This window comes from Streptomyces lunaelactis, from assembly GCF_003054555.1.
Lineage (GTDB): Bacteria > Actinomycetota > Actinomycetes > Streptomycetales > Streptomycetaceae > Streptomyces > Streptomyces lunaelactis.
The window spans coordinates 7,171,810-7,187,749 of sequence record NZ_CP026304.1; the positions used below are offsets into that span (position 1 = coordinate 7,171,810).

The 15,940-nt window shown below is 72.9% G+C and carries 13 protein-coding genes and 1 pseudogene; 9 read left to right on the forward strand and 5 right to left on the reverse strand.

The features are described from left to right. Positions 1–76 precede the first annotated feature (76 nt). Positions 77–1,576 (reverse strand): bifunctional phosphatase PAP2/diacylglycerol kinase family protein, encoded by a 1,500-nt coding sequence (locus SLUN_RS32750; protein WP_108153548.1) that lies wholly within the window; start codon positions 1,574–1,576, stop codon positions 77–79. A gap of 117 nt (positions 1,577–1,693) precedes the next feature. On the opposite strand from SLUN_RS32750, the gene SLUN_RS32755 reads away from it, so the two are divergent. From SLUN_RS32755 to SLUN_RS32765, 3 genes are all read left to right on the forward strand, one after another. Then, entirely contained in the window at positions 1,694–2,917 is a 1,224-nt protein-coding gene (locus SLUN_RS32755; RefSeq protein WP_108153549.1) for a sulfite oxidase, read from the forward strand. 174 nt (positions 2,918–3,091) lie between these two features. Further along, positions 3,092–4,309: an aminotransferase class I/II-fold pyridoxal phosphate-dependent enzyme gene (locus SLUN_RS32760; RefSeq protein ID WP_108153550.1), complete on the forward strand. Its 1,218-nt coding sequence runs from the start codon at positions 3,092–3,094 to the stop codon at positions 4,307–4,309. A 12-nt stretch (positions 4,310–4,321) separates the two neighbouring features. After that, entirely contained in the window at positions 4,322–5,464 is a 1,143-nt protein-coding gene (locus tag SLUN_RS32765; RefSeq protein ID WP_217506085.1) for an MBL fold metallo-hydrolase, read from the forward strand. Here the strand turns inward: SLUN_RS32765 and SLUN_RS32770 are convergent. Beyond that, complete coding sequence (locus tag SLUN_RS32770; RefSeq protein WP_170146669.1) at positions 5,444–6,172, reverse strand: DedA family protein; 729 nt, start codon at positions 6,170–6,172, stop codon at positions 5,444–5,446. The genes SLUN_RS32765 and SLUN_RS32770 overlap by 21 nt on opposite strands. A 29-nt stretch (positions 6,173–6,201) precedes the next feature. Then, entirely contained in the window at positions 6,202–6,984 is a 783-nt protein-coding gene (locus SLUN_RS32775) for an MBL fold metallo-hydrolase (protein WP_108153552.1), read from the reverse strand. A 171-nt stretch (positions 6,985–7,155) separates the two neighbouring features. Between SLUN_RS32775 and SLUN_RS32780 the strand changes: the two are divergent. The 5 genes and pseudogenes from SLUN_RS32780 to SLUN_RS40175 all read left to right on the forward strand — a co-directional run. Further along, positions 7,156–7,374: pseudogene (locus SLUN_RS32780) on the forward strand (hypothetical protein); the annotation flags it as partial. Positions 7,375–7,456: 82 nt separating this feature from the next. Then, positions 7,457–9,583, forward strand: a complete 2,127-nt coding sequence (locus SLUN_RS32785) for a phage holin family protein (RefSeq protein WP_108153553.1) — start codon at positions 7,457–7,459, stop codon at positions 9,581–9,583. Positions 9,584–9,705: 122 nt separating this feature from the next. After that, a complete protein-coding gene (locus SLUN_RS32790; RefSeq protein ID WP_108153554.1) occupies positions 9,706–10,758 on the forward strand; it encodes a zinc-dependent alcohol dehydrogenase family protein in 1,053 nt (350 codons plus the stop codon). A 103-nt stretch (positions 10,759–10,861) separates the two neighbouring features. Further along, the gene (locus SLUN_RS32795) at positions 10,862–11,239 is read left to right on the forward strand and encodes a hypothetical protein (RefSeq protein ID WP_108153555.1); all 378 of its coding nucleotides are present in this window, start codon (positions 10,862–10,864) and stop codon (positions 11,237–11,239) included. A 58-nt stretch (positions 11,240–11,297) separates the two neighbouring features. Then, positions 11,298–11,459, forward strand: a complete 162-nt coding sequence (locus SLUN_RS40175; protein WP_170146631.1) for a hypothetical protein — start codon at positions 11,298–11,300, stop codon at positions 11,457–11,459. Positions 11,460–11,595: 136 nt separating this feature from the next. Here the strand turns inward: SLUN_RS40175 and SLUN_RS32800 are convergent, their stop codons facing one another. Next, on the reverse strand, positions 11,596–12,615 hold the full coding sequence (locus tag SLUN_RS32800; RefSeq protein WP_108153556.1) for an alpha/beta fold hydrolase: 1,020 nt from the start codon (positions 12,613–12,615) through the stop codon (positions 11,596–11,598). A gap of 293 nt (positions 12,616–12,908) precedes the next feature. Between SLUN_RS32800 and SLUN_RS32805 the strand changes: the two genes are divergently transcribed. Then, entirely contained in the window at positions 12,909–14,615 is a 1,707-nt protein-coding gene (locus SLUN_RS32805) for a sigma factor (protein WP_159100381.1), read from the forward strand. Between the two features lie 234 nt (positions 14,616–14,849). On the opposite strand, the gene SLUN_RS32810 is transcribed toward SLUN_RS32805, so the two are convergent. Continuing rightward, entirely contained in the window at positions 14,850–15,911 is a 1,062-nt protein-coding gene (locus SLUN_RS32810) for a phosphatidylinositol-specific phospholipase C domain-containing protein (protein ID WP_108153558.1), read from the reverse strand. Between the last annotated feature and the right edge of the window lie 29 nt (positions 15,912–15,940).

Sequence of the window (15,940 nt, forward strand, 5' to 3'; positions counted from 1 at the left end):
CCCGGCCCCGTCGATCAGGTTTCGACGGAGCCGCCGTCCTCGAGGCGGGATTTGTCAGACACGGCCTAGAGCCGGCCTAGAGCAGAGCCTGCGGGCGGTAGACCGTGAGCGCCTCCAGGGCCTTGTCCACGACCAGCTCCCGCGGGGCTTCGGCCACTTCACCGTCGTACGCCAGCGGGGTCCCCGGCGCGAGCCCGCTGATCCGCAGCTGCCGCAGCTTCTGCGCCGCGTGTACCGGTGAGCGGCTCAGCGGTCCTGCCAGCGCCGCGGCCAGCAGCCGCAGCCCCGGCCAGCGGCCGCCGTGCACCACCCGGACATCCAGCAGACCGTTCGCCAGATCGAGGCGGTGGCCCGGCGTCGGGCCCATCCGCTCGTAGATGCCGTTCCCCGCGAACAGCAGCCACATGGGGCGGTGCCTGCCCTGGACCTCGGCCTCCAGCGGGTGCTCGCCGCGCAGGACCAGCGCCGCCGCCAGCACACCGGCCGGCCAGCCGCCGATGCGCGGCGACCAGTGCTCCCGGATCCGTACGAGCTCCGGATAGACGCCCAGGCTGAAGGTGTTGAGGAAGTGGCCCGTGCCGCCGTCCGGGCCCGGGGTGAAGCGTCCCAGGTCGACCCGGACCGCGTCACCGGCCGCGATGGCCCGGCAGGTGTCGTCGACCGACTCGATGCCCAGGTCGTACGCGAAGTGGTTGAGCGTGCCACCGGGGAAGACGGCCAGCGGCACACCGTGCGCGGCGGCGACGGACGCCGCCAGGCTGATCGTTCCGTCGCCGCCGAGGATGCCCAGTGCGCGGCAGCGGCCCACCGCCTTCCCGAGCTCCGCGGGCAGCTCGTCGGGTGTGCACTCCACGACCTCCGCGAGCGGCAGTGCCTCGCGCACCACCGGCACGGCGGCGTCCGCGGAGCCCGCCTGCCGGTTGACCACGACCACCAGATCCTCGCCGTCGGGCAGTACGGGGGCATCGGCGTGCGGCCTGCCCGGCGGGGGCAGCTGCGACCTGGTCGGCACGACCCCGCGTACCGCGAATGCCACGCCCACCCCCAGCGCCGCTCCCACCAGCACATCGCTCGGATAGTGCGCGCCCGTGTAGACGCGCGAGAGCGCGACCGCGGCGGCCACCGGAGCCACCACCGCGCCCCAGCTCCTGGACTCCAGGGCGACCCCCGTCGCGAAGGCCGCGGCCGATGCGGCGTGCCCGGAGGGGAAGGATGTGGTGAACGGCTGCCTTTTCAGCCGCCTTATCACCGGGACCGCGTCGAGCACCGGCCGCGCTCTGCGTACCGAACGCTTGCCGACGGTGTTGATGGTGGCTGAAGCGACCGCGAGGGACGCGATACCGCGTACGGCGGCCCGCCGCGAGCGCGCCCCGCGCCCCAGCGCCACCATGCCGGCGGCCGCCCCGAACCACAGCAGCCCGTGGTTGGCGCTGCGGCTCAGCCGTGGCAGCACCGGCTCGGCGCCGGGCCACTCCCGGTCGGCGACGGCGTGCAGCACGCGCCGGTCCCAGCCGCTGAGCAGCGCCGCGATCCGGGCACGGACCTGCGGATTTGTCTGTGCGTAAGCGTCGGACATGTTTCGCGGGTACCCCGTGGACGCGACCGCCACGCGGAAAGTGAAGTATCGGCCACAGCCACGCCGGGGTCACGGGAACCTCCTGCCTGCCGCCTGCCGAGACCTAGGATCACGGACATGCTCATCGACAGGAGGAGAACTGCGTTGTCCCCTGCCCTGGACCGCCGTGATCTGTTGAAGCTGCTCGCCGCCGCGCCGGTCGCGGCCCAGTTCGCGGCCGCCGCTCCGGCCGCCGCCGCTCCCGCTCCGGCGCCCGCAGCCCGCGGCATCGTCAAATCGCTGCCGCCCGAGCTGTTCACGATCCGCGGCACCAATGCCGAAACCAACTTCGCCGCCCTGCGCTCCAGCGGACTGGACACCCCCGCCGACCGCTTCTTCGTCCGCAACCACACCTCGACCCCCGTGCTGAGCGAGTCGGACTGGAAACTGACGGTGTGGGGCAGCGGGCTCCACGGCCGCCGCCCGGTCGAGTTCAGTTACGGCCGGCTGCGTTCGCTGCCGTCCGTCACCCGTACCGTCCTCGTCGAATGCGCCGGAAACGGCCGCAACTTCTACGCCACCCAGCAGGGCGAGACCGTCAGCGGCACCCCCTGGACACTCGGTGCGATCGGCGCGGCGCGCTGGCGCGGAGTGCGGTTGCGAGATGTGCTGCACGAGGCCGGCATCTCCTCCTCCGCCGTCGACGTCATGCCGCGCGGGCTGGACGAGGAGTTCATCAGCGGCGGCGTCAACCATGGCCGCGTGCGCCGCCCGCTGCCGGTCGCCAAGGCGCTCGACGATGTGATCCTCGCGTACGAGATGAACGGCGAGCCCCTCCCGTACGACCACGGCTACCCGGTCCGGGCGATCGTCCCGGCCTGGATCGGCATCGCCTCCATCAAGTGGCTCGGCGACATCGAGGTGAGCGACACACCGCTGTCGTCGCCGTGGACCACGGACTTCTACCGCCTCTTCGGCGACGCCTACCCGCCGGGCGGCAGCACACCGCTGAGCCGGCAGACCGTCAAGAGCGCGTTCGAGCTGCCGATCGGCGCGAACCTGGAGGCGGGCGAGCACCACCGGCTCACCGGCCGCGCCTGGTCGGCGGCGGCCCCCGTGCGGCACGTAGAGATCAGCACCGACGGCGGCGCGCACTGGCACCGGGCGCGGCTGCGGGACACCCCGCGCCGCGACAGCTGGGTCCGCTGGACGGCGGACTGGCACCCGCGCCGTACGGGCCCGGCCCAGCTGCTGGCCCGTACGACGGACCGGGCGGGCAACACGCAGCCGGGCCGTACGGTCCACAACACCCAGGGCTATCTCCTCGACGCCGTGGTCCGCCACCCGGTCACGGTCGTCTGAGGCTCGTTCGTCTGCCGCTCCCGCACGGCGGGCTGCCCCAAACCTCCGTATAAAGGGCTAGGGAAGGGGCCCCATAAAGGGCTGGGTAAGAGGCCCCCGAGGCGTGGCCTGATCCGCAAGCCACCCCTACGGGCCGGGCCGAGGTTCCGGGATGCGAGCGGCGGAGGTGGCGGCATGCAGCGGACGTCTCCGGAAGGCCGTGGTCCCGTCCGTTACGGCCCGCCCGCCCCCGAGACGGGACTGCCCGTGCTGCCCGAGCTCGCCGCCGTGCTCGCGGCGGCGGGCGAGCGCGCCGAGGGCGAGCCGCCGGGTGGCGGCCCCGAGCTCTGCGAGGCGGCCGCCGGCTACTGGTGGCGGCGCGGGCTGCGCTCCCGGCCCGACGAGCTGGCCGCCGCCGCCGGCGCGCAGGCCCTGCTGTTCGCGCTGATCGGCGCGTACGGCGGGGATGTGCTGATGCCCCGGCCGTGCCCCGTCTGGTGGACTCCGCAGGTCCGGCTCCTCGGCCGGCCCGCCTACCATGTGCCGACCCCGGCGGAGTGCGGCGGCGTACCCGATCCGTTCGCGCTCCTTGAGACCGTACGCAGGGTGCGCGCCGAGGGCGGTGTGCCCCGTCTGCTGCTGCTGTCCGTCGTCGACGATCCCACCGCGACCGTCGCCCCGCCCGAGACCGTGCGCGAGGCGTGCGAGGCCGCGGTGGGCGAGGGCCTGCACATCATCAGCGACGAGACCTGGCGGGACACCCTGCACCAGCCGCACGAGACCGTGCTGCTCAGCCCCGCCGAGATGTGCCCCGAGGACGTGACCGTCATCAGTGACCTGGCGGGGGCGCTCACCCCCGCCTCCTGGCCGGTCGCCGTCGCCCGCTTCCCGCCCACCGAGCAGGGCATCGTCCGCCGTGCCAGGACCCTGGACATCCTCACCGCCCTCGGCGCGGTCGTGGCCGCACCCATCGCGGCGGCAGCCGCCCACGCGCTCGGCGAGCCGGGTCCGGTCACGGCCAGGGCGGTGCAGGCCGCCGCGCTCCACGCGCGCGTGGCGGCAGCGGCGCACCGCGCGGTCCTCGTCTCCGGCGCGCTGGCCCGCCCTCCGCAGGCGGGCCGCCATCTGTATGTGGACCTCGGACCGCTGCGCTCCCGGCTCGCCGAACGGGGCGTGAACGACTCCATGGAGCTCGAGGAGTATCTGACGGACCGCCTCGGGACCCCCGTGCCCGGTGGGCACCGGTTCGGCGACGAGCTGGGCGCACTGCGCGTACGGCTGGCCACGGGGCCGTTGCTGGGAGCGACTCCGGAGCAGCGACTGGAATCCCTCACCTCACTGACACCTCTGGAATTGCCGCATGTGGCCGAGGCGTTGAGGACTCTTGGAACGGCCTTCGACGAACTGCGTTGAACGGAGCCCCGGATGACGGATCGGACGGAGCAGGCGGAGCACTCGGAGCCCTCGGGACGGACGCGGCACTCGGCACACGCAGGTCAGGCAGGTCAGGCAGGTCAAGCGGTGGAGACAGCGCGGGCAGGAGCCGCCGGACACACAGCGGCCGCCGGCCCGCCGGCCGCCCCGGCCGCCGGCATACGCCCCCACTCCCTCACCCGTCCCCTCGGCGAGCTCCGCCACTGGCCCGGGTCCTTCGCCGACCGCCTCACCGCGCCGCTCCCCGGCGTACGCGCCATGGCGCGCCTCGCCAGAGAAGGCGCCGTACGCCCCGGCCCCGACGGGCTCCTGGACATTCCGCTGCTGCCGTTCGCACCGGGACCGCTGCCCTCCGTCGACACCGCGACCCTCGCCGTCACCTGGGCGGGACACGCCAGTTGGGTGCTGAGCATCGGCGGGCTCACCGTCCTCACCGACCCCGTGTGGTCGCGCCGGATCCTCGGTACTCCTGCCCGGGTCACCCCCGTCGGGGTGCGCTGGGAGGATCTGCCGCGCATCGACGCGGTGGTCATCAGCCACAACCACTTCGACCATCTGGACGCCCCGACGCTGAAGAGACTTCCGCGCCGCACTCCGCTCTTCGTCCCGGCGGGCCTCGGCCGCTGGTTCCGGCGCCGCCGCTTCACCCGGGTGACCGAACTCGACTGGTGGGAGGGTGCGGATTTCAAGGGGGTGCGGTTCGACTTCGTGCCGGCCCATCACTGGTCCAAGCGGACCCTCACCGACACCTGCCGCTCACTGTGGGGCGGTTGGGTGCTGGCGGACCCGTACGGCCAGTCCGTGTACTTCGCGGGCGACACGGGCTACGGCCACTGGTTCAAGGAGATCGGCCGACGGCACCCCCATCTCGATCTGGCCCTGCTGCCGATCGGCGCGTACGAACCGCGCTGGTGGCTCAGCGACGTACACACGGATCCCGAGGAGGCGGTGCGCGCCTTCGAGGACCTCGGGGCGCGGAACATGGCCCCGATGCACTGGGCGACGTTCGTGCTCTCCGCGGAGCCGGTGCTCGAGCCGCTCAGCCGGGTCCGTGCCGCCTGGGAGCGCACCGGCCGCCCGCGCAGGCAGCTGTGGGACCTGCCGGTCGGCGGCTCACGCGTGCTGACCGGGTGAGCCGGGTGAGCCGGGTGAACCGGTGGAGCCGGTGGAGTCGGACGAACCGGCCGTCCCGGTCCCGGAACCGCTGCCGGAACCGCTCCCAGAACTGGTTCCGGCACCGCGCCGCACCCTGCGCCACAGCGCCGGCGCCCCGCTGATCACCACGGTCAGCGCCACCGCCGCGACCACGCCCTTCCACGGCTCGTCGAAGAGCGAGCCTCCCAGAATCCCGATCAGCTGATACGTCGCCGCCCAGGCGAGGCACGCCGGGATGTCGCCGCGCACGAACCGGCGCAGCGGCATCCTGCCGAGCAGACAGGCCAGCATCACCGGGATCCGCCCGGCGGGCACCAGCCGGGAGAGCACCAGCACCGCAACGCCGTGCTCGTCCAGTTTGCGCTGCGCCTGCTCGAGCCGGTCGGGTGCGGCCCGGTCGCGCAACGCCACCAGCCAGCGAGAGCCGTTCTTGGAGCGGATCCCGCGCTGCCCCAGCCAGTACAGCCCGACATCCCCGAGGAACGCGGCGAACGACGCCACCAGGAACACGTACAGCAGCGCCAGCGGATCCGTCTGATGGAAGGCCACCACCGCGGCCGAACTCACCACCGCCCCCGTCGGGATCACCGGTACCAGCGCACCCAGCGCCACCAGCAGGAACAACGACGGATAGCCGACGGCCTGCTGCGTCGACTCGGGCGGCAGTCGCCCCACGGCCTCCGACAGCTGTCCGAGCGTTCGCGACACCTGAGATCTCACCGGGCTGCCTCCGGTCTGACCCGCCCGCCGTGCTCCAGCAGATGCACCGCCACCTGCGGAGCCAGTCGCGCCGCTTTGCGTACGAACTCCTCGCCCGGGGCGTAGAACTCGTGCGGCCGGATCCCGTCCATCCCGATCGGCCAGTACGTGCCGTAGTGCACCGGCACCGCCGCGCGCGGCGCGAGCGCGGCGAGTGCCTGCGCCGCCCGGCCCGGGTCCAGATGCCCGTGCCCGAGATACGGCCCCCAGCCACCCACCGGCAGCAACGCCACATCCACCGGGCCGACCTCCTCGGCCATGGAGTCGAAGAGCCCGGTGTCCCCGGCGAAGTACGTACGCGCCTCACCACTGATCACATAGCCGAGCGCGGGCGAACGGTGCGGCCCCAGCGGCAGCCGCCGCCCGTCGTGCAGGGCGGGCACGGCCCGCACCCGCAGCGCGTCGACCCGCACCTCGTCGCCCGGCGCCACCTCGGTGACCCGCAGCCCGGCCGCGCTCGTGACCCGCTTCAGCCCCGGCACGGAGCGGCCCGCGCCGCGCGGCAGCACCAGCCGGGTACCGGGCGCCAGCCGGGCCAGCGAGCGCAGATGCAGATGGTCGGAGTGCAGATGGGAGACGAGGACCGCCTCGGCGACCGCGGCCTCGGCCGGCGGCAGCTCACCGCTCCGTCTGCGCAGATGCGCCATCCGGCGCGCGAACAGCGGGTCGGTGAGTACTCGCACCCCGGAGTCCTCGATCGTGCAGGTGGCATGACCCCACCAGGTGACCTCCACCGGCACGCGCCGCCTCCTCGTTCCCGCCGACCGCTCCCGTTGACTGTTCCCGCTGACCGCTCCCGCTCCCGCTCCCGTTCTCGTACGAGCCTAGGTCCTGTCCGGGTGATGGGCCGATCGGAGTAGCGTCGGCGACGACGGCGAGCGCAGGGGGACGGACCATGGACGGCGTACGAGTCCGACGTCGAAGCGAGCCATGTGAACCTCTTCGTCGCACCCAACGAACGTGTGTTGTCACGGGCGTTGACCTCCGTGCCCGACTTCTTCGCCGAGTGCGAGCGCCGAGGCGTGAGGCTGGAGACCGCGGGCCTGGACGAGCCCGCCTACGACGCGGCGATGAAGGCCGGCGTCCACCGCAGGCTCTCGATGCCGACGGCCGGCTACGGCGGCTGCTGATCGCGCCGCGGCACGCAGCGCCGGATCGCGTCCGCCCCTGTGCCACGCTGGAGATCCGCTCCAAGGGTGAGGTGAGGACGGCGTGGTCCAGGGGAGATGGCGTACGGCCGGCAGTGCCCTGCTGCGCGTGATCGTGGTGTGGGCGGTGTCCACGCTGACGCTGCTGGCGCTCGCCGGGCTGCTGCCCGACTTCCAGCTCCAGTCCGACGACGGCGACAGCATGACCAGAACCGCGGTCACCGCCGCTCTGGGTGCGGGCGCCTTCGGTCTGCTGAGCGCGCTGGTCTGGCCGATTCTGGTACGGGCCCTGCTGCTCGTACCGGCCCTGGTGCTCGGCCTGTTGGTGTTCTTCCTCAATGGCTCGCTGCTGCTGATCGCCCTCTGGCTGATCCCGGACGGACGCGGCGCGGCCGACCCGGAGACCGCGGTCGTCGTCGCCGCCGTCATGTCCGCCGTCGCCTCCACCACCTCCACCGCGCTCGCCGTCCGCGACGACAACGCCTACCGGCGCAGGCTCTCCCGGCTCGCCGACCGCCGTCGCCGCAGAAGCGGGGAGGACGGCAGCCGTACGGGAACTCCCGGTACGGTCTTTCTGCAGCTCGACGGGGTCGGGCACCAGGTGCTGCGGCGGGCCGCCGACGACGGGGTGATGCCGACCGTCGCCGACTGGATCGGGAACACCCACCGGCTCACGCCCTGGCGCACCGACTGGTCCAGCCAGACCGGCGCCAGCCAGCTCGGCATCCTGCACGGCTCCAACCACGATGTCCCGGCCTTCCGCTGGTACGAGAAGGACAGCGGCCGGGTCATGGTCAGCAACCGGCCCGCGAGCGCCGGCGAACTGCAGCGCCGCGCCATCGAACGCACCGGCGACGGCGGACTGCTCACCGTCGACGGCGCCAGCCGCGGCAACCTCTTCAGCGGCGGCGCCGACCAGCTCGCCCTCGTGCTGTCCATGGCCGCCAGACGCGGCCGGGCCAACCGATCGCGGGCCGGCTACTTCGCGTACTTCTGCGACCCCGCCAACGCCGTCCGTACCGCACTGTCGTTCATCGCCGAAGTCGCGCGCGAGATCGTCCAGTCGACGCGGGCGCGGCTGCGCGGCGACCGGCCGCGGATCAAGCGTGGCGGGCTGTACCCCCTCATCCGCGCGTTCGCGACCGTCGTCGAGCGGGATGTGGTGGTCGCCGCGGTGATCGGGGACATGCTCGTCGGACGTACCGCCGTTTACGCCGACCTCGTCGCGTACGACGAAGTGGCGCACCACTCCGGGCCGCACAGCCGGGACGTGTCGCTGGTGCTCGAGCGCCTCGACCGTTCGCTCGCGCTGATCGCCAAGGTCGCCGAACACGCCCCGCGCAGCTACCGGATCGTGCTGCTGTCCGACCACGGCCAGAGCCCGGGGGAGACCTTCGAGGGCGCGTACGGGCTCTCGCTCAAGGACCTGGTGCGGGCGGGCTGCGGGCTGCCGGTCTCGCGCCGGGCGGAACGCTCCAAGCGCGGCGCCGAGGCACGCGACGCCGCGGGCGACGCCCTGCGCAGCGCGCTGCACCGGCGGGTGGCCGAGGGCGCGGAACAACAACCGCCGGCCGGCTCCGACCCGATCGTTCTCGCCTCGGGGAATCTCGCGCTGATCTCCTTCCCGGATTCGGAGGGACGCCTGAGCCGCGAGCAGATCGAACGCCGCCACCCCGCGCTGCTCAGTACGCTCGCCAACCATCCCGGAATCGGCTTTCTGCTGGTGCGCAGCGAGGAGCACGGCTCGGTGGTGCTCGGCAGGGACGGCGCCGAGGTGCCGGTCAAGGAGCTGACGGACTACGGTCCGCTGGCCGTCTTCGGCAAGGGCGCGGCCGATGCCGTACGCCGCACCGACTCGTTCCCGCATGTCGCCGACATCATGGTCAACTCGATGCACGATCCGGCGACGGGCGCGGTGCACGCCTTCGAGGAGCAGATCAGCTCGCACGGCGGGCTCGGCGGCGAACAGTCCCGGCCCTTCCTGCTCTCGCCGCTCGAGCTGTCGGCACCCGTCGCCGCGGGCGGGGAACTCGTCGGTGCGGAGCACGTCCACCGGGTGCTGAGGCGCTGGCTGCTCGAGTGCGAGGTGCCGCAGGTGCCGGTCGGACCGCTGGAGGTTTCCCGGCCCCACGGCGAAACGGAAGCAGGGGTTCCGGCAGCCGGTCCCGCCGTGCCGGACAAAAGCGGGTGATGTGGAGTATTGCCTCTCGTCGCAGCGTGAGCCCCGGGGACCAGGGGTTTTCCTTCCGCTGAGCGCGGCCTTCCGGATACGTTGAGGAAACGGAAGGTCCGCCGGAGCAGGGAGTGTGCCCGTTGCGTGCTGTGGTGTTCGAGGAATTCGGGAAGCCGCTCGAGGTGCGGGAGGTGCCCGACCCCGTGGCGGCCCACGACGGTGCGGTCGTCCGGGTCGAGGCGACGGGTCTGTGCCGCAGCGACTGGCACGGCTGGATGGGTCACGACTCCGGCATCACGCTCCCGCACGTCCCCGGGCACGAACTGTCCGGCGTGATCGAGTCGGTGGGCGACGACGTCGCCAACTGGCGCCCCGGCGACCGGGTCACGGTGCCCTTCATCTGTGCCTGCGGCCGGTGCGACGCGTGCGCCCGCGGCGCCCAGCAGGTGTGCGAGCGGCAGGAGCAGCCGGGCTTCACGCACTGGGGGTCCTTCGCCGAGTACGTCCCCGTCCACCACGCCGACGCCAACCTGGTGGCCCTTCCCGAGACGATGTCGTTCGCCACGGCCGCGAGCCTGGGCTGCCGGTTCGCCACCGCCTACCGCGCGGTGGTGGGGCAGGGCAGGGTGCGGCCGGGGGAGTGGGTCGCGGTACACGGCTGCGGCGGGGGGGGCCTGTCCGCGGTGATGATCGCCGCTGCGTGCGGGGCCCGGGTCGTCGCCGTCGACGTCTCGCCCGGTGCGCTGGAGCTGGCCAGGACGTTCGGCGCATCGGTGTGCCTGGATGCCTCCGCGCTGACCGGGAGCGTCGCCGAAGCGGTCCACGAGGCGACCGACGGCGGCGCCCATCTCTCGCTGGACGCCCTGGGTGCGCCGGTGACCTGCGTGAACTCTGTGCAGAGCCTGCGCCGCCAGGGCCGGCATGTGCAGGTCGGCCTGCTGCCCGACGGCGTCCGGCTGCCGATGGACCGGGTCGTAGCGCTGGAGCTCGAGATCCTTGGCAGCCATGGCATGGCGGCGCACGCCTACCCGGAGATGATGGCGATGGTGGCCTCCGGAGCGCTGCGGCCGGATCTGCTGGTGACGACGGAGATCGGCCTCGACGAGGCACCGGCGGCGCTCGTCGGTCTGGGCGGTGCGTCGGGGACGGGTGTCACTGTGATCACCCCGCACGGAACGGGCGCGGCGCGGTGAGTTCGGCGTAATGGGCGTACCCCGGTAGAGCGGAATTCGGCCGTAACGGGGCACAACGGAGCGGTTCCTGGGCACAGGAGGCATGTCCAGGAGGTCGTGCCCCATGAGCCCCGTGATCCCCGTGCGCATGAACCGGCCCGTGCCCGCCGCCGCGACGGCGCGCCGCGCCGTCGTGCTCCTGGTGCTGCTGGCACTCCTGGGCGTGTGCCACGGTTCGGGCTCCATGGCGGGTGCTCCGGAGCTGCGGATGCCTGCCACAGTGCCGTTCGACCCCGTGGGCGAGAGCCTCCCGGAGGAGTCCGGCACCGAACAGTCGGCACCGGCCCGGGACCGCCGCCCGGCGCGGACCGTCGTGCCGCCACCCGGGCTGCGGCCCGGCGACGAGACCGTCGCCCCCGCCCCGTACCGCCCCGGCATCGGCCGGCCGGTGGACCTGGCGCCCCCGTCGCGCACCGCGCGCTGTGTGGTCCTGCGCTGCTGACGGGCCCGGCCTTCTCCGAGCCCTCATCAGCGACATCACACCCAGAGGTGCAACAGCCATGCCCATCGACCCATTCGCAGCACTCAACGCCATGCTCCGCGCCGAAGCCGCCCGGTCCACCGAACCGGAGGAGGTCCGGCGGACCGCCGAGGCGGAGGCCGACGCACCGGAGAGCGCGACCGAAGGCCACCGCCCGTCACTTGACGACGGCGCCGCCTGAGGCTCTGACGCCCTGACCACGCGGCCACCGCCGTCGTCATCGTCGCCGGTGTCACCGGGGCCAAGGTGGCGACCGCGAGCCGCGTGCTGACCACGGTCAAGGCCCGGGCCAACGCCGAACTGGACGCCGCCCGGGCTCAGCCGGTCTGAACGGCCGGCCGTATTCCTCGGCGCAGCCAGTCGGTCAGGAGCTGGTTGACCACGTCGCTGCGTTCCTGCTGCACCCAGTGCCCGCAGCCGTTGAGGATGTGCGAGGACACCAGGCCGGGAAGGGTCGTGGGGTACGCCGCGATGGCGTCGGCCATCCAGGTGGTGGAGGCGTCAAGCTCCCCGCCGATGAACAGCGAGGGCTGGGTGATCGGCGCCCCGTCCCACGCGGCGAGATCCTCCCAGTCCCGGTCGACGTTGCGGTAGCGGTTGAGCGCGCCGGTCAGCCCGGTCCGCTCGAACTCGCCCGCGTAGACGTCGAGGTCGGCCTCCGACAGCCAGGCGGGCAGGGTGTCGCCGACGAAGTGGTCGGAGAGCATTCCGCCCTCAGGGACGAAGAAGAGGCTGCCCTCGCCGACCGGCGGCATCGTGTCGGCCGAGAGCCCGGCGTAGAACCCCGCCAGCCACGCGCGGACATCCGGCTCGATCTCCGCCTCGGCCCGGCCCGGCTCCTGGAAGTAGCTGACGTAGAACTCCCCGGTCCCACCGATCCGGGCGAAGGCATCCGTTGGCCGGAACCCGTTCCGAGGCGAATAGGGGACGCTGAGAAGCCCCACGGCGGTGAAGACGTCGGGCCTGAGCAGCGCCGAGTTGGCGGCGATGGGTGAACCCCAGTCGTGGCCCACGATCACCGCGGTCTCTTCGCCGAGGGCGCGCACGACCGCGACGTTGTCGGCGACGTGGGCGAGCATCCGGTAGGCCGCGACATCGCGGGGCTTCGAGGAACGTCCGTAGCCCCGAACGTCGATGGCGACCGCGCGAAACCCTGCCGCGGCGATCGCGGGGAGCTGGTGGCGCCACGAGTACCACGACTCGGGAAACCCATGGACCAGGAGAACCAGCGGGCCGCTGCCCTGCTCCACCAGATGGATACGGGCACCGGGGACGTCCACCAACCGGTGCCTCACATCCAGCGCCTGAGCCGAGGGTGAGTGGGCGGGCTGCGACATTTTTCCTCCTGGAGGCCCTGGTCACGCCGATGCGGTCGACGCAGGATTTCCCTGCCCCACGATCATGCGGTCGCACCATGGCAGGTGCGAGAGACGTTGCCGTTTCGGCAAAACCGGCGTACCTGACGACCCTCCGCCGCCATTACTTCAGGCGTCATCGACGCCTTCCGCGCCGCCCGGCAGTCCCGACCCCGAGTAATGTGACCTACATCACAAGGAGTCGATTCGGCGAGCGCCAGGTGGCTAGGCTCGCAATCCCGCATAACGCCCTAAACGGGGACAGGAGCCTGCTCATGTCCGAAGGTCCCGCGATGCTGGACTCGGACGCCTATGCGCGCCTCTACGAGGAGCAGCAGCCGCAGCTCGTCGCGTATGCACGCTCCCTCACCGGCGGTTCCTGGCCGGCCGACGATCTCGTCGCCGAGGCGCACTTCCTGGTCTGGCGGCGGCTGTCATCGGGGCATTCCGTCGACAATGTGCCCGCGTATCTGCTGACGACCGTGCGCAACCTCGCCGCGACGGTCGGCCGGGCGGACCGGGAGTCCCCGCGGGATCCGGCGGAAGCCGCGGCGGCGGAGAGGGCGGCGGTCTGGGGGGACGGCGATCCGGGCAGCCGTATCGCGTACGTCGACCTCCTGTCGCGCGTGCTGGGGCAGCTGCCGGAGCGCTGGGTGAAGGCACTCTGGCTCGCCGAGGCCGAGGACCAGCCCCTCGACGTGGTCGGCCGGCGCATGGGCGCGGGCTGCGGGGCGACGGCGGTACTGCTGCACCGGGCGCGGGAGGGGATGCGCCAGGCCTTTCTGCGCGCGTACCCCGGCACGCCCGGCGATCCGGGGTGCGAGGGGCACTGGGAACGGATGCCCGCGCACGTGCGGGAGGCGGACACGGCCAAGCAGGCGAGTGATCTGCGGCTGCACCTGGAGGGCTGCGCGGACTGCCGGGCCCGACTGGTCCTGCTGAACAGCGCGAACGACCGGCTGCACGCGATGGTCGGGCCTGCGCTGCTGGTGTTCTTCTTGCGAGGCTCGGGCAAGTTCCTCGCACCGCTGGTGGGAACGGGTGCGGGAGCCGGAGCCGGTGCGGGCAGGGGGTCCGGCGGGCACGGTGGCCTGTGGGAGCCGGTCCGCCATGTGCTCACCGAGGGAGGGAAGCTCCCGGCGGTGGCGGTGGGGGCGGTCGGTGTGACGGTGGCGGTGGCGGCGGTCGCGGTGGGGCTGGTCTTCAGCGGCACGGACGCGCAGGTGCCGGGGCCCCGGGCGCTCGCGGCGCCGACCGAGGCGCGCCCGGAGGGGCCTCCGGTGCGCCTCGGGGAGAGCGATGCGCCGGCTGAGCGCCAGGGTCCGGCTGAGCGGCCGGTTCCTGAGCGCTCGGGTGCGACGGATGCGGGTGGGGTGGATGCGGGTGGGGCGGATTCGGGCCCGGCTTCGGCGGAGCGGGGCGGGCGGAGCGCCGCGCCGGTCGCGCCTCGGGCGGAAGCGGAGGCGCCGACTGCCCCGGCCGAGCCCGCGGTGCCGTCGGCGGTTGTCCCGGCCGAGGCCGTGAAACCTGCGGTTCCTACGGTGCCGTCGCCGGCTGTCCCGGCTGTACCGGCTGAGCCCGTCGAGCCCGCGGCTCCTGCGGAGCCTTCGGCGGCTGTACCGGCTGTACCTGCGGTTCCCGTGCCGCCCTCCGCTCCGGCTGAGTCCACAGCTCCCGTCGCGCCGACGGCGGCTGTCCCGGCCGAGCCCGTCGAGCCCGCGGCCCTTGCGGAGCCTGCGGCTCCCGTACCGGCCATACCTGCGGTTCCGGCGCAGCCCTCCGCCCCGGTCGAGTCCACAGCTCGCCTCGCGTCGACGGCGCCGGTTGGGCCGACGGCCCCCGCAGTGTCTTCCGACCCCGTTGATCCGACGCCGGTCGAACCGACCGTTCCCGCCGAGCCGGCCGTTCCGGTGGAGCCCAGCACCGACCCCGGCTCGGCCTGCCTCGTGGGCGGGTCCCTCCAGGTCTGCGGCGGGCAGTAAGAAGCCCCGGCCGGAGCGGGGGTCTCCAGCCGGGGCAGCCAAGGGGTGGGTGCGCATGGCGGTCGCCTCTCGGCGAAACGCTCCACAGGGCTTCAGCCGAACGATCGTCCCTGTGGGCAAAAGGTGAGGCTCGGGGACACAGTCCCATCCACACCCACGTATTGATGAACGGTAAACCATACCTCGGCGTTCCGTTGAATCCGCCCGCTCGGCTGTGATGTGGGTTACGCCCTGTTACTGGCCCGCTCCCCGGGGGACCACGGTCGCGAGTACCGACGGCAGCGGGTACCAGTCGGCCGAGACCACGCTCGCGTGTCGGCCCGCCAGCAGGCCGACACGGTCCCGGGCCTGGGGCTCGGTCGGATTGGTGCCGTCGATCGCGGGCGCCACGTTGTGCGCGTCCGTCATGACGACGAGGTAGTGGTTCCGGTCGTACCAGGCGGTGTCGACGGAGCCGCCCGAGTACGTCCCGGCGTCACCGTCGAAGAGCACGAACCAGGGTCGGATGCGGGCATCCGCGTACCGGGTACGGGGGTCGCCGGCGGCCGCGCCGTGGACGGCCGGGAACGCGGCCGCCTCGCGCAGCCGCCCCGCCGCCGCGAGATCGCGCAGATACGTTGCGTACTCGCGGTCGGTCCACAGTGAGTCGGCCGGGTTGCCCTCCTCGACCGTGCCCGGGATCAGCTCGATCACGAACTTGCCGGCGAGCGCCGAGCGGGCGGGCCAGCCGTTGGCCCGTACCGCCGTGTCGAGGTCCGGGCTGCCGCCCGCCAGGTCCGCCGGGCGGAACAGGGCGTCGCCGAGCCGGGCGGAGAGCAGCGCGTCGAGCGCGGCGGGACCGCGACCGTTCTTGCCCTGGAAGCCGTCCTTCATCTCGATCTTGATCAGTATGGGGCGGTGGCCGGGGTGGGCGTCGTGCCAGGCCTTCATGTCCGAGAGGCAGCCGCCGAGGTCCCGGTTGCGGGACTTGGTGCGCAGTTCGGCGGGGTTGGCCGCATTCTCGCAATTGTTGTCGTTGCCGAGGGGGTTGCTGTGCGAGACCCGCCACGAGCGGCCGAACACATTGGTCCACACGTCGAGTTCGAGCATCCCGGCGCCGGAGTCGAGTGCGTCCGCGAAGTAGGAGTACTTCGCCTTCTCGTACGCGTTGTGCACGCCGACCCAGGTGGCCGAGGAGTAGGGCAACTGCGCCGGGTCCGCGGAGCGGGGCGTGGACGCCTCCGCCGGGGCGAGTGCGAGGGCGAGCAGGCCGGCCGCGACTGCGGTGGTCACGGCGGCGCGCGAGAGCTTCCCCATGGGTCCCCTGCCTTTACGTCGATTGCATC

Coding starts and splice junctions, on each gene's coding strand:
- SLUN_RS32750 (WP_108153548.1), bottom strand. CDS start 1,576: ATGTCCGACGCTTACGCACAGACAAATCCGCAGGTCCGTGCCCGGATC.
- SLUN_RS32755 (WP_108153549.1), top strand. CDS start 1,694: ATGCTCATCGACAGGAGGAGAACTGCGTTGTCCCCTGCCCTGGACCGC.
- SLUN_RS32760 (WP_108153550.1), top strand. CDS start 3,092: ATGCAGCGGACGTCTCCGGAAGGCCGTGGTCCCGTCCGTTACGGCCCG.
- SLUN_RS32765 (WP_217506085.1), top strand. CDS start 4,322: ATGACGGATCGGACGGAGCAGGCGGAGCACTCGGAGCCCTCGGGACGG.
- SLUN_RS32795 (WP_108153555.1), top strand. CDS start 10,862: ATGAGCCCCGTGATCCCCGTGCGCATGAACCGGCCCGTGCCCGCCGCC.
- SLUN_RS40175 (WP_170146631.1), top strand. CDS start 11,298: ATGCCCATCGACCCATTCGCAGCACTCAACGCCATGCTCCGCGCCGAA.
- SLUN_RS32800 (WP_108153556.1), bottom strand. CDS start 12,615: ATGTCGCAGCCCGCCCACTCACCCTCGGCTCAGGCGCTGGATGTGAGG.
- SLUN_RS32805 (WP_159100381.1), top strand. CDS start 12,909: ATGTCCGAAGGTCCCGCGATGCTGGACTCGGACGCCTATGCGCGCCTC.
- SLUN_RS32810 (WP_108153558.1), bottom strand. CDS start 15,911: ATGGGGAAGCTCTCGCGCGCCGCCGTGACCACCGCAGTCGCGGCCGGC.